Origin of the sequence: Pseudomonas sp. IT-196MI5, assembly GCF_949767415.1 — a bacterium.
Taxonomy (GTDB): Bacteria; Pseudomonadota; Gammaproteobacteria; order Pseudomonadales; family Pseudomonadaceae; genus Aquipseudomonas.
On the sequence record NZ_CATKPZ010000007.1, the window covers coordinates 1 to 12,286 of the forward strand.

Annotated in this window: 11 protein-coding genes; 6 read left to right on the forward strand and 5 right to left on the reverse strand. The window is 60.6% G+C overall.

What is annotated here, in order from left to right:
- Positions 1 to 65: 65 nt before the first annotated feature.
- The 4 genes from ACM6IK_RS04775 to ACM6IK_RS04790 form a co-directional block, all read right to left on the reverse strand.
- Positions 66 to 461, reverse strand: coding sequence for a DUF1090 domain-containing protein (locus ACM6IK_RS04775; RefSeq protein WP_414873371.1), 396 nt, complete (start codon positions 459 to 461; stop codon positions 66 to 68).
- Positions 462 to 557: 96 nt separating this feature from the next.
- The gene (gene ligB / locus ACM6IK_RS04780) at positions 558 to 2,237 is read right to left on the reverse strand and encodes an NAD-dependent DNA ligase LigB (RefSeq protein ID WP_414873372.1); all 1,680 of its coding nucleotides are present in this window, start codon (positions 2,235 to 2,237) and stop codon (positions 558 to 560) included.
- 281 nt (positions 2,238 to 2,518) lie between these two features.
- Complete coding sequence (metK, locus tag ACM6IK_RS04785) at positions 2,519 to 3,709, reverse strand: methionine adenosyltransferase (RefSeq protein WP_218431177.1); 1,191 nt, start codon at positions 3,707 to 3,709, stop codon at positions 2,519 to 2,521.
- 18 nt (positions 3,710 to 3,727) lie between these two features.
- Positions 3,728 to 4,723 (reverse strand): ArsR/SmtB family transcription factor, encoded by a 996-nt coding sequence (locus ACM6IK_RS04790; protein ID WP_414873373.1) that lies wholly within the window; start codon positions 4,721 to 4,723, stop codon positions 3,728 to 3,730.
- A 272-nt stretch (positions 4,724 to 4,995) separates the two neighbouring features.
- Between ACM6IK_RS04790 and tkt the strand changes: the two genes are divergently transcribed.
- The 6 genes from tkt to fba all read left to right on the forward strand — a co-directional run bounded on the left by tkt (position 4,996) and on the right by fba (position 11,367).
- Positions 4,996 to 6,993: a transketolase gene (gene tkt, locus ACM6IK_RS04795; protein ID WP_414873374.1), complete on the forward strand. Its 1,998-nt coding sequence runs from the start codon at positions 4,996 to 4,998 to the stop codon at positions 6,991 to 6,993.
- Between the two features lie 151 nt (positions 6,994 to 7,144).
- A complete protein-coding gene (epd, locus tag ACM6IK_RS04800; RefSeq protein ID WP_108229589.1) occupies positions 7,145 to 8,203 on the forward strand; it encodes an erythrose-4-phosphate dehydrogenase in 1,059 nt (352 codons plus the stop codon).
- A 26-nt stretch (positions 8,204 to 8,229) separates the two neighbouring features.
- On the forward strand, positions 8,230 to 9,393 hold the full coding sequence (locus ACM6IK_RS04805) for a phosphoglycerate kinase (RefSeq protein WP_414873375.1): 1,164 nt from the start codon (positions 8,230 to 8,232) through the stop codon (positions 9,391 to 9,393).
- Between the two features lie 35 nt (positions 9,394 to 9,428).
- Positions 9,429 to 9,650, forward strand: a complete 222-nt coding sequence (locus ACM6IK_RS04810) for a hypothetical protein (RefSeq protein WP_414873376.1) — start codon at positions 9,429 to 9,431, stop codon at positions 9,648 to 9,650.
- A 56-nt stretch (positions 9,651 to 9,706) separates the two neighbouring features.
- The gene (locus ACM6IK_RS04815) at positions 9,707 to 10,039 is read left to right on the forward strand and encodes an MliC family protein (RefSeq protein WP_414873377.1); all 333 of its coding nucleotides are present in this window, start codon (positions 9,707 to 9,709) and stop codon (positions 10,037 to 10,039) included.
- 263 nt (positions 10,040 to 10,302) lie between these two features.
- On the forward strand, positions 10,303 to 11,367 hold the full coding sequence (gene fba / locus ACM6IK_RS04820; RefSeq protein WP_007981624.1) for a class II fructose-bisphosphate aldolase: 1,065 nt from the start codon (positions 10,303 to 10,305) through the stop codon (positions 11,365 to 11,367).
- A gap of 194 nt (positions 11,368 to 11,561) precedes the next feature.
- Here fba and ACM6IK_RS04825 read toward each other — a convergent pair whose 3' ends face one another.
- Positions 11,562 to 12,227, reverse strand: coding sequence for a polysaccharide lyase family 7 protein (locus ACM6IK_RS04825; RefSeq protein WP_414873378.1), 666 nt, complete (start codon positions 12,225 to 12,227; stop codon positions 11,562 to 11,564).
- Positions 12,228 to 12,286 lie beyond the last annotated feature (59 nt).

Here is a 12,286-nt window from a genome sequence, read left to right on the forward strand (position 1 = left end):
GGGTTGCGCGCCGGCTCGCGAAGACTGCTTCGGCAACACCAAAGTTATTTGTTCGTTATCTGTTCTTACTTGTCCAGCTCATCCAATGCGTCCTGCAATTCCTTGCGGGCATCGGCGAGTTTGTCTTTGCGTTTGTTGATCTTGTCGGAGTCGCCTTTGCTCATGGCCTTGTCGAGGTCCGCCTGACGCTTGCTGACCTCGTGCCTGGCGTCGAGCACCTTGTTTTCCCGTTCCTTCTTCAGCGAGGCGTCGGTGCAGTTCGCCTCGACTTCGCTCAGGGCTTTTTCCAGACCTGCCTGCTGGTCGGCGTTGCCGTGGACCTTGGCCAATTCGATCTGGTTGACGATACCTTGCTTCCTGGCCGCGCAACCGGTCAGCCCCGGCGCTTCCTCGTCCGCCATCAACGGGCTGGCCAGCACGCTGCAAAGGGCCAACAGGACGAGCGGTGAAAGAAATTTCATAAAAGCTCCATGTAAGAAGACAAGCGGGCCGGTGTGGCAACGGCTTGTTGGAGCCCGGCGGTCCCCTGGGGTTCCCGCTGGGCGCAAGGCTGACCGCTAAAAGCCGTCAATCCCCGCATCACGTAACGTTTCACTCAAGACCAGGACCTGCGGATCGCGGAAAAAAGCGTTCAGTTGCGCCGCGCGTCCTGGCCCGATACCGGTCTCGGCCCGCCATTGTTCAATGTCTCGCTGCGCCAGTGCCTGCCACGAGTTGCCGAGGTGCACCTGACCTGTCGGCGGCAATCCCAAGGCTTTCAGCCAGTGCGCGAACGGGCGTTGCCGGGCTCGGTTGAAGCTGTCTGCGAGGCGAGCCGCGCTGCGCTCGCCGAAACCGTCAATGGTAGCAAGCTCTTGAGCATCGAGGGTCAACCAATCCAGCAGACCGTTCAAGCGACCTGTTGCAAGAAGTTTTTCCCAAGTGCCCGGACCCACATTGGGCAGCGCCAGGCCCTGTTTGCTGCTGAGCCAGGTCAGGCGCGCGAGGAACTGGCTCTCACAGCCCGGAGTCGGTCGCCAGCAGCTCAATGAATGAAAGTCCGCTGCCAGCGGCGCGGTCAATTCGGCGCGTTCGCTGCTGCGCGATACAACGCTATCGAGCCTGGGAATGGTCAGCCCGGCCAGGCTGATGGCGACCTGGTCACCCGGACGTATGTCCAGCGCCTGCCAGCGTTGCAACGAACCGACGCTGACGTGTTTGATCTGCCGGTCATCGAGCTTCACCGGGGTCAGTTCAAGTACCGGAGTGATCCGCCCGGTCCGGCCGATTTTGAAATGAACCTGGCGGACTTCGGCCAGTGCCTGGGCGAAGGGGTATTTCCAGGCGATGGCCCAGTAAGGTGACCTGGCCTGCCAGCGTTCCGCGGCCGGGCGCTGGTTCTGGCGCAGGACAATGCCGTCGCTGGCAAAGGGCAGGGGGGAGCGATACCAGTGTTCGCGCCAGCGTTCGGCATCGACGACGGAGGCGATCGGCTGGCTGTATGCCGTGGTACTCGGGAAGCCCAGTGCAGTCAGCGCCGCGGCACGTTCGGGCACGCTTGCCGGTCCCTGGGGCCAATCCCAGACAAACAGGTCGATGCCGGCGGCCTGTTCGGCGCTCAAGAACTTGCGCGCCATCAGGCCGGCCACCGAGGCGCGAGCATTGAGGCTGCCGGCCTGGGCCTGAACGTGATCGGTCAGGCGCCAATACAGTTCGCCTTGCACAATCACGTCCCGGGCCTGCGACAGCCGTTGCGGGATGGCCGGAATCTGCCGTGCCGGAGCCGTCCAGTCCTGACCGCTTTCGCCGTCACCACGGCTGATTGCCTGGGCCAACAGGCCGTTACGGTAAACCAGGGTCACCGCCACACCATCGATTTTAGGCTGGACCCAGACGTCCACCCGGTCACGCAGCCATTTTTCCACGGCGGGACGATCATGCAGTTTGTTCAGGCCGGTGTGGGCGATGGGGTGGGGCAGCGTGCCGCGCGCAGTGCGCAAGGGATCTGCGGACGGGCCCAGGTTGAAGCAGTGGCGCCATTGGGTGAGTCGCGCACGTGACTGGTCATAGAGTTCATCGGCGACCAGTGAGCGTCCCTGGCGGTGATAGCTGTCGTCCCAGAGGTCGATTTGCTGTTGCAGTTTGTTGACTTCGCTCAGGGCGCGTTCGGATGGCCAGTCCGGGCACTCGGTGGCATTGGCGGTCAGGTGGGCAAAGGTCAGTAGAAAGGCGAAAAACAGGCGCAGGTCGGGAAGCATCTTGAGCGTCCTTGCTCGGTGAGGTGCGTGAAGGCTAGGTCAGTATGGGGTGGCGCGGAGAGGGGGTATTTTGCCGGGTATTTCCGGTGGCTGTGCTGGCCTCTTCGCGAGCGGGCTCGCTCCCACAGGGAGTTGCGTTTGCCCACAGATATCAGTCATGCCAAAGATCAACTGTGGGAGCGAGCCTGCTCGCGAAGGCCGCCATACGGTCTCAAGCGCAAGGCAATAAAAAGCCCCGCAAGGCGCGAACCGTGCGGGGCTTCGGGTGTTGCGGGGAAATCTTACAGGCCGGCAGCAGAACGCAGAGCGTCGGCGCGGTCGGTTTTTTCCCAGGTGAACGTGGTGAAGGTGTCGTCACCCACGGTCTTGGTTGCCGGGGTGCGACCGAAGTGGCCGTACGCAGCGGTTTCCTGATACATCGGGTGCAGCAGGTCGAGCATGGTGGTGATCGCGTATGGACGCAGGTCGAACACTTCGCGGACCAGTTTGACGATCTTGTCATCGCTGATCTTGCCGGTGCCGAAGGTGTTCAGCGAGATCGAAGTCGGCTGGGCAACGCCGATGGCGTAGGACACCTGAATTTCGCAACGCTCGGCCAGGCCGGCGGCAACAATGTTCTTGGCCACGTAACGACCGGCGTAGGCTGCCGAACGGTCAACCTTCGATGGATCTTTACCGGAGAACGCGCCACCGCCGTGACGGGCCATGCCGCCGTAGCTGTCGACGATGATCTTGCGACCGGTCAGGCCGCAGTCACCCACCGGGCCGCCGATGATGAACTGGCCGGTCGGGTTGATGTGGAACTGGGTGTCCTTGCTCAGCAGTTCGGCAGGCAGCACGTGCTTGACGATCAGCTCCATCACGCCTTCGCGCAGGTCGTTGTACGACACTTCCGGGTTGTGCTGGGTCGACAGGACAACGGCGTCGATGCCGACAACCTTGCCGTTTTCATAGCGGCAGGTCACTTGCGACTTGGCGTCCGGACGCAGCCAAGGCAGCAGGCCGGATTTGCGGGCTTCGGCCTGGCGCTGTACCAGCTGGTGCGAGAAGGTGATCGGTGCTGGCATCAGCACGTCGGTTTCGTTGCTGGCGTAGCCGAACATCAGGCCCTGGTCGCCGGCACCCTGATCTTCAGGCCTGGCACGGTCGACACCCTGGTTGATGTCAGGGGACTGCTTGCCGATGATGTTCATCACGCCGCAGGTCGCACCGTCGAAGCCGACGTTGGAGCTGTTGTAGCCAATGCCCAGGATCACGTCACGAACGATCTGTTCCAGGTCGACCCAGGCCGAGGTGGTGACTTCGCCAGCGATGATCGCCACGCCCGTTTTCACCAGAGTCTCGCACGCCACACGGGCGAACTTGTCTTCAGCAATGATGGCGTCCAGCACCGCATCAGAAATCTGGTCGGCGATTTTGTCCGGATGCCCTTCAGACACGGACTCGGAGGTGAAAAGGGAGTATTCGCTCATCTCGATGTTTTCCTGAAATTACCGATGGTGAGTGTCGCCAGCCGGTCGCTGAAAATGGCGGACCTGGATCTGGAAACCATTACGTAAGCCTACATAGAGGCTTTCCCCGGGAACGAGTCCCGCAGCGGTGGCCCAACGGGCCAGATCGTCCTGTTCAAACCCCAACCAGAGATCACCGCAGGCCTCCCTGGCCCAACTCTGGTTGTGGCTACATAACTCTGTCACTAGCAGGCTACCGCCTGATTGCAGCAAATTGGCCATATGCTTGAGCGCATCGGCCGGCGCGGCAAAATGGTGCAGCACCATGTTCAGTACCACGCAATCGGCCTTGAGGCTGACGCCGTTCAATGCATCGGCCAGTTGCAGGCTAACGTTAGTCAGCTTGTCGCGTTCGCAGACCTGGCGCGCCAGTTCGAGCATCGCGGTGCTGTTATCCAGCGCCGTGACTTGCGAGAAGCGGCGCGCCAGTTCCGGCAGGAATGCGCCATCGCCGGGGCCGACTTCAATCGCCGTGGCGTCTTTGTCGAAGCTCAACTTGTCGAGCAGGGCCACCACGCTTTCGCGGTATTGCGGCAGGCCGGCAATCAAGTCTTGCTGGGCGCGAAACTTCTCCGCAACCCGTGAGAAAAAGTCCTGGCTGGCCGCCGCACGTTGCCCATGGACCTGGGCGATGCGCGACTGTACGTCGGTCGGCAGCGTCAGGTTGTCCACTTCTTCGAGCAGGGCTGCGTGCAGTTTGCCGCCCAGCAGTTCGGTATGGGGCAGGGCGCGACGGTAGAAAATCGCGTTGCCTTCGCGGCGCGTCGCCACCAGGCCGGCCTGGGCCAGTACCTTGAGGTGATGGCTCATGCCTGACTGGCCAATGCCGAAGATCTGCGCCAGTTCCAGTACGCCAAACGAGTCGTTGGCCAGTGCGCGCAAGACATTCAACCGCAGGGGATCGCCGCCAGCCTTGCACAAGGCCGCCAGCTCATCGCAATCGTCATGCTGAATGGAGGGCACACGTAAATTCATAAGGCCGGCAGTCTAGTCATGGGTCGAAGGCATCGCAAGAGCAATATCAAAAAGTTTTGATATTGCTCGATAGATGGCACTTCTTGACGTTAGGTTCAGTCAACAAAGCCAGAGCAGAAAGGTTTCATCACGTTAATACGTCGTTATCCATTGGAAAAACGCCTCCAGATGACTATCTGTCATTGCCCCGAGGCGGCCCGGTGAGGGAAAATGCTCGCCTTTTTTCCGTTTCGATTTACTCACTCTTGTTTCAGAATCCCAGGAGAACAGCGATGCCTAGCCGTCGTGAGCGTGCCAACGCCATTCGTGCCCTCAGCATGGATGCCGTGCAAAAAGCCAACAGCGGCCATCCCGGTGCCCCTATGGGTATGGCAGATATCGCCGAGGTACTTTGGCGCGACTACCTCAAGCACAACCCGAGCAATCCATCGTTCGCCGACCGTGACCGCTTCGTACTGTCCAACGGCCATGGCTCGATGCTGATCTACTCGCTGCTGCACCTGACCGGCTATGACCTGTCGATCGATGACCTGAAGCAATTCCGCCAGCTGCACAGCCGCACCCCGGGCCACCCGGAGCTCGGCTACACCCCGGGCGTAGAAACCACCACCGGTCCACTGGGCCAGGGCCTGGCCAACGCCGTGGGCTTTGCCCTGGCTGAAAAAGTCATGGCAGCGCAGTTCAACCGTCCCGGCCACAACATTATCGACCACCACACCTACGTATTCCTGGGTGATGGCTGCATGATGGAAGGCATTTCCCACGAAGTCGCTTCCCTGGCCGGCACCCTGGGCCTGGGTAAACTGATCGCCTTCTACGATGACAACGGCATCTCCATCGATGGCGAAGTCGAAGGCTGGTTCACCGACGACACGCCGAAGCGCTTTGAGTCCTACAACTGGCAAGTGATCCGTAATGTCGACGGTCACGACCCGGAAGAGATCAAGACGGCGATCGACACTGCACGCAAAAGCGAGCAGCCAACCCTGATCTGCTGCAAGACCACCATCGGTTTCGGTTCGCCGAACAAGCAAGGCAAGGAAGATTGCCACGGCGCCCCGCTGGGTGACGCGGAAATCGCCCTGACCCGTGCGGCGCTGAAATGGGATCACGGCCCGTTCGAAATTCCGGCCGACATCTACGCCGAGTGGGACGCCAAGGAAACCGGTCGCGCCGTGGAAGCCGAGTGGGATCAGCGTTTCGCTGCCTACTCTGCCGCTTTCCCGACCGAAGCCAACGAATTGGTACGTCGCCTGAGCGGTGACCTGCCAGTCGACTTCGCCGAGAAGGCCGATGCCTACATCGCCGAAGTGGCGGCCAAGGGCGAAACCATCGCCAGCCGTAAAGCCAGCCAGAACGCCCTGAACGCGTTCGGCCCGCTGCTACCCGAGTTCCTTGGCGGCTCGGCTGACCTGGCCGGTTCCAACCTGACCCTGTGGAAAGGTTGTAAAGGCGTCACCGCCGAAGACGCCAGCGGCAACTACATGTACTACGGCGTGCGCGAATTCGGCATGACCGCGATCATGAACGGCGTAGCCCTGCATGGCGGCCTGGTGCCTTACGGCGCGACCTTCCTGATGTTCATGGAATACGCCCGTAACGCGGTACGCATGTCGGCACTGATGAAGCAGCGCGTGATCCACGTCTACACCCACGACTCCATCGGTCTGGGCGAAGACGGCCCGACTCACCAGCCAATCGAGCAACTGGCCAGCCTGCGCTGCACGCCGAACCTCGATACCTGGCGTCCAGCCGACGCCGTTGAATCGGCGGTGAGCTGGAAGTACGCACTGGAGCGCAAGGACGGTCCTTCGGCTCTGATCTTCTCCCGTCAGAACCTGCAGCACCAGACCCGCAGCGCCCTGCAGATCGCCGACATCAGCCGTGGCGGCTACGTGTTGAAGGACTGCTCAGGCGAGCCTGAGCTGATCCTGATCGCCACCGGTTCGGAAGTCGGTCTGGCCGTACAGGCCTTCGACAAACTGACCGAGCAGGGCCGCAAGGTGCGCGTGGTTTCCATGCCTTGCACCAGCGTGTTCGATGCGCAGGACGCCGGCTACAAGCAAGCGGTCCTGCCGTTGCAGGTCAGCGCGCGTATCGCCATCGAGGCTTCCCATGCCGACTACTGGTACAAGTACGTGGGCCTGGAAGGCCGCGTGATCGGCATGACCACCTACGGCGAGTCGGCGCCTGCGCCGGCCTTGTTCGAAGAGTTCGGCTTCACCCTGGAAAACATCCTGGGTCAGGCTGAAGAGCTGCTGGAAGACTAAGTCCGGAAGTCGGGTTGTCTGAACTGACGCAATCGCGAGCAAGCTCGCTCCCACATGGACGGTGTACACCCTGTGGGAGCGAGCTTGCTCGCGATGACAATGGAACATTCAACACTGCACTAACGGATTCACCACGGTAATCGAGAACCCCATGCCTCAACCGCGTCCCTACAAAGTTGCACTCAACGGCTACGGCCGGATTGGTCGTTGCGTCTTGCGTGCGTTGTTCGAGCGAGGCGACAAGGCCGGGTTCGAGATTGTCGCGATCAACGATCTGGCCGACATGGCCAGCATCGAATACCTGACACGCTTTGACTCCACCCACGGGCGTTTTCCCGGCGAAGTGAAGGTCGACGGCGATTGTCTGCATATCAATGGTGACTGCGTGAAGGTCCTGCGCAGTGCCACCCCCGAAGGCATCGATTGGGCGTCCCTGGGCGTCGATCTGGTGCTGGAGTGCTCCGGTGCTTATCACACTCGCGAAGATGGCCAGCGTTTCCTCGACGCCGGCGCACCGCGCGTGCTGTTTTCCCAGCCGATGGCCAGCGAGACCGATGTCGACGCCACTATCGTCTACGGCGTGAACCAGGATTGCCTGACCGGCGACGAGCTGCTGGTGTCCAACGCGTCCTGCACCACCAACTGCGGCGTGCCGCTGTTGCGCCTGCTGAATCAGGCCATTGGCCTGGATTACGTGTCGATCACCACCATTCACTCGGCGATGAACGATCAGCCGGTCATCGATGCCTATCACCACGAAGACCTGCGCCGCACCCGTTCGGCGTTCCAGTCGGTGATCCCGGTGTCCACCGGTCTGGCGCGTGGTATCGAACGCTTGTTGCCGGAACTTGCCGGCCGAATTCAGGCCAAAGCCGTGCGGGTGCCGACGGTCAACGTGTCCTGCCTCGATATCACGATGCAGACCGCCACCGCGACCGACGCCACCGAGGTCAACCGAATCCTGCGCGAAGCCGCCACCAGCGGCCCGCTCAAAGGCCTGCTGGCCTACACCGAGTTGCCTCACGCCAGTTGTGATTTCAACCATGACCCACATTCGGCGATCGTCGATGCCAGTCAGACCCGCGTTTCCGGCCCACGGCTGGTGAACATCCTGGCCTGGTTCGACAACGAATGGGGTTTTGCCAACCGAATGCTGGACGTTGCAGAGCACTATCTGCAAACAGCGACTTCAAAAAAACCTGCTCTCTAAGATCAGCTACTCAGGAAATGCGACCCATGACCGTGTTGAAGATGTCCGACCTCGATCTGCAAGGTAAGCGCGTATTGATCCGCGAAGACCTCAACGTCCCAGTCAAGGACGGTGTTGTCACCAGCGATGCGCGTATCCTGGCCTCGCTGCCGACCATCAAGCTGGCCCTGGAAAAAGGCGCGGCCGTGATGGTCTGCTCGCACCTTGGCCGTCCGACCGAAGGCGAGTTCTCGGCCGAGAACAGCCTCAAGCCAGTCGCCGACTACCTGAGCAAGGCTCTGGGCCGTGAAGTGCCGCTGGTGGCCGACTACCTGGGCGGCGTCGACGTCAAGGCCGGCGACATCGTGCTGTTCGAAAACGTGCGCTTCAACAAGGGCGAGAAAAAGAACGCCGACGAACTGGCCCGGCAGTACGCCGCCCTGTGCGATGTGTTCGTGATGGACGCCTTCGGCACCGCTCACCGTGCCGAGGGCTCGACCCACGGCGTGGCCAAGTTCGCCAAAATCGCCGCTGCCGGCCCGTTGCTGGCCGCTGAGCTGGACGCACTGGGCAAGGCCCTGGGCGCTCCGGCCCAGCCAATGGCTGCCATTGTTGCCGGCTCCAAGGTGTCGACCAAACTCGACGTTCTGAACAGCCTGAGCCAGATCTGCAACCAGTTGATCGTTGGCGGCGGCATTGCCAACACCTTCCTGGCTGCTGCCGGTCACCCGGTCGGCAAGTCGCTGTACGAGCCGGATCTGCTGGATACCGCTCGCGCCATTGCCGCCAAGGTCAGCGTGCCGCTGCCAGTGGACGTGGTGGTTGCCAAGGAATTCGCTGAAAGCGCCGCTGCGACCGTCAAGCTGATCGCTGACGTCGCTGCCGACGACATGATCCTGGACATCGGCCCGCAAACCGCGGCGAATTTCGCCGAGCTGCTGAAGTCGTCCAGGACTATCCTGTGGAACGGCCCGGTCGGCGTGTTCGAGTTCGATCAGTTCGGTAATGGCACCAAAGTGCTGGCCCAGGCCATCGCAGACAGCGCGGCGTTTTCCATTGCTGGCGGTGGCGACACTCTGGCTGCCATCGACAAGTATGGCGTGGCCGAGCAGATCTCCTACATTTCTACCGGTGGTGGTGCGTTCCTCGAATTCGTCGAAGGCAAGGTTCTGCCAGCCGTTGAAGTCCTGGAAAGCCGGGCCAAGGCCTGAGGGTCGCCCGTTTGGCCAGGCAAGGGAGTGTTTATATGGTCAAGACGTTAGCGCTGTTGATCGTCGCGGGTTCACTGGTGGCGTGCGGGAGTAACCCGAAGGCCACACCGGAACCTGTGCCCTCCGAGTCGGAAAAAGGTTGCTACCAGGCTGACTGGCAGGCCGAAACCAACCCGGTGCTCAACAAGCGCGCAGGTCCCGAGGGTCTGGACAAATACGAGACCCAGGCACCCGCCAAGGAACATGGCTGCCCTTGACGGGTCTGACTCTTTACTCAGGGCTGGCAGCGTGCGCCGTCAGCCGAGGGACACGGATGAAAGGTTTTATCGCAGTTGCGGCATTGGCGTTGTTGGCCGGTTGTGCTCAGTTGAACCTGTTCCATTCGTCCGCGCCTGTGGATAACTGGACCACCTGGACCTGCGACAGCCAGGCCAAAGTGCTGTGGCGCTACACCGACGACAGCCTTAGGGAAGTCGACGTGCGCCTGGGCGGTGCCGATCAGGTCTACCGCTTGAAGCAAGAACCGGGTGCGTCGGGTTCGCTGTACAGCAATGACATGCTGGCGTTTCACATAAAAGGTGAGGAAGGCCTGGTTTACTGGGTCGCCACCAATGATTTGATTGGCCGTGGTTGCAAGGCGCACTAACACGATTCATTTGATGTACAGAGATTCAATTGTGGGAGCGAGCTTGCTCGCGATAGCGGTATCACAGTCACATCAATGCTGAATGTGCCGCCCCCATCGCGAGCAAGCTCGCTCCCACAGGGTTTCTGTGTCGTATTTAAGGTTTTGGTAACACCTGAATCCGCAGCCCGGGCTCAACCCCCGATCTGCAATAACTTGAATAGCCGCCGCCGCTACGGCAGGCTGGCACGATTAACGACCCTCAACCGGGAGAGATATACACAATGGCACTTATCAGCATGCGCCAGATGCTGGACCACGCAGCCGAGTTCGGCTACGGCGTTCCAGCCTTCAACGTCAACAACCTTGAGCAGATGCGCGCCATCATGGAAGCCGCTGACAAGACTGACTCCCCGGTGATCGTCCAGGCTTCGGCCGGTGCTCGCAAATACGCCGGCGCCCCGTTCCTGCGTCACCTGATCCTGGCGGCAATCGAAGAATTCCCGCACATCCCGGTGTGCATGCACCAGGACCACGGCACCAGCCCTGACGTCTGCCAGCGCTCCATTCAACTGGGCTTCAGCTCGGTGATGATGGACGGTTCCCTGGGCGAAGACGGCAAGACCCCGACCGACTATGACTACAACGTGCGTGTGACCCAACAAACCGTGGCCATGGCTCACGCCTGCGGCGTTTCGGTTGAAGGCGAGCTGGGCTGCCTGGGTTCGCTGGAAACCGGCATGGCCGGTGAAGAAGACGGTATCGGCGCCGAAGGCGTTCTGGATCACAGCCAGATGCTGACCGACCCGGAAGAAGCCGCTGACTTCGTAAAACGCACTCAGGTCGATGCCCTGGCCATCGCCATCGGCACCAGCCACGGCGCCTACAAGTTCACCAAGCCGCCTACCGGCGACGTGCTGGCCATCGACCGCATCAAGGAAATCCACAAGCGCATTCCGAACACTCACCTGGTGATGCACGGTTCGTCTTCGGTTCCGCAAGAGTGGCTGGCGATCATCAACCAGTACGGCGGCGACATCAAGGAAACCTACGGCGTACCGGTTGAAGAAATCGTCGAAGGTATCAAGCACGGCGTGCGCAAGGTCAACATCGACACCGACCTGCGCCTGGCATCCACTGGCGCAATGCGTCGCCTGATGGCCACCAACCCGAGCGAGTTCGACCCGCGTAAATTCTTCGGCGCTACCGTGACCGCCATGCGCGATGTGTGTATTGCTCGCTACGAAGCCTTCGGTACTGCCGGCAACGCTTCGAAGATCAAGGCGATCTCGCTGGAAGGCATGTATCAGCGTTACCTGAAAGGTGAGTTGAACGCCAAGGTCAACTAAACCTGAGCGTTAAACTGCCTTGATGAAAAACCCGCCGAGAGGCGGGTTTTTTGTGGGCAATGATCTAAGGCCGGCGTGGTCAAGTGTGGGAGCGAGCTTGCTCGCGAAGGCGTAGTGTCGGGCGACATTGATGTTGAATGACCCACCGCTTTCGCGAGCAGGCTCGCTCCCACAAGAGGAACGATGCCTCGACATCATTGATTGTGATCGATATCCAGCTTGCTGAACGTCACTTCCCCGCCTTCGCTTGTGTACCCCGTATTGTCCTGCACATAGACGCCGGCCTTGAAGTACAGGGGCTTATCACGCCACATCGTGCTGATATCGGTATTCCACTGATAGCCCGCCGCACTGATGCCCAATGCACCGCCGGGGCTGAGGTGGATGAGGTAGGAGAATTCCTGATTGAGTTTCACGCCGGTGGCGATGGTGATGACTCGAGGGGTGTCGTCGGGGTGCATACGGACTTTGGCGACGATGTTGCCGGTCGCGCTGTCGGTTTTGTATTGATACTCGACCTTCACCATGGGCTTCTGGCTGTTATAGGCGTGGATCTGGCCAATGACGATCTTGCCCGAGCTGGGTACCTGGCTGACCGAAAGGGTCGCATGCAGGGAATTGTCAGCGTCGGGGTAGTACCAGTTTTTCAACGTGCCATTGCTGTAGGTTTCACGCAATTCAGTGCGCGGATAGATCGCGTTTTCGGTACGGGAACCGGTCACGGGTGCCCAGAAAAACAATGTGCCGGTGTCGGAATGGAAGTATTGATCCTTGAAACCATCCACCAGTTTGGCGGTTTCGACGGTGTACGGCGGGCTGCCAACGGGAACGCTGAGGTTCCAGCTTGCGAGATCGATCATGTCGGTTCTTCCACTCGATTCATGCTGAACGGGCGTGCCAGAAGCTCTAGACCGCACCT

Coding starts and splice junctions, on each gene's coding strand:
- ACM6IK_RS04775 (WP_414873371.1), bottom strand. CDS start 461: ATGAAATTTCTTTCACCGCTCGTCCTGTTGGCCCTTTGCAGCGTGCTG.
- ligB (WP_414873372.1), bottom strand. CDS start 2,237: ATGCTTCCCGACCTGCGCCTGTTTTTCGCCTTTCTACTGACCTTTGCC.
- metK (WP_218431177.1), bottom strand. CDS start 3,709: ATGAGCGAATACTCCCTTTTCACCTCCGAGTCCGTGTCTGAAGGGCAT.
- ACM6IK_RS04790 (WP_414873373.1), bottom strand. CDS start 4,723: ATGAATTTACGTGTGCCCTCCATTCAGCATGACGATTGCGATGAGCTG.
- tkt (WP_414873374.1), top strand. CDS start 4,996: ATGCCTAGCCGTCGTGAGCGTGCCAACGCCATTCGTGCCCTCAGCATG.
- epd (WP_108229589.1), top strand. CDS start 7,145: ATGCCTCAACCGCGTCCCTACAAAGTTGCACTCAACGGCTACGGCCGG.
- ACM6IK_RS04805 (WP_414873375.1), top strand. CDS start 8,230: ATGACCGTGTTGAAGATGTCCGACCTCGATCTGCAAGGTAAGCGCGTA.
- ACM6IK_RS04810 (WP_414873376.1), top strand. CDS start 9,429: ATGGTCAAGACGTTAGCGCTGTTGATCGTCGCGGGTTCACTGGTGGCG.
- ACM6IK_RS04815 (WP_414873377.1), top strand. CDS start 9,707: ATGAAAGGTTTTATCGCAGTTGCGGCATTGGCGTTGTTGGCCGGTTGT.
- fba (WP_007981624.1), top strand. CDS start 10,303: ATGGCACTTATCAGCATGCGCCAGATGCTGGACCACGCAGCCGAGTTC.
- ACM6IK_RS04825 (WP_414873378.1), bottom strand. CDS start 12,227: ATGATCGATCTCGCAAGCTGGAACCTCAGCGTTCCCGTTGGCAGCCCG.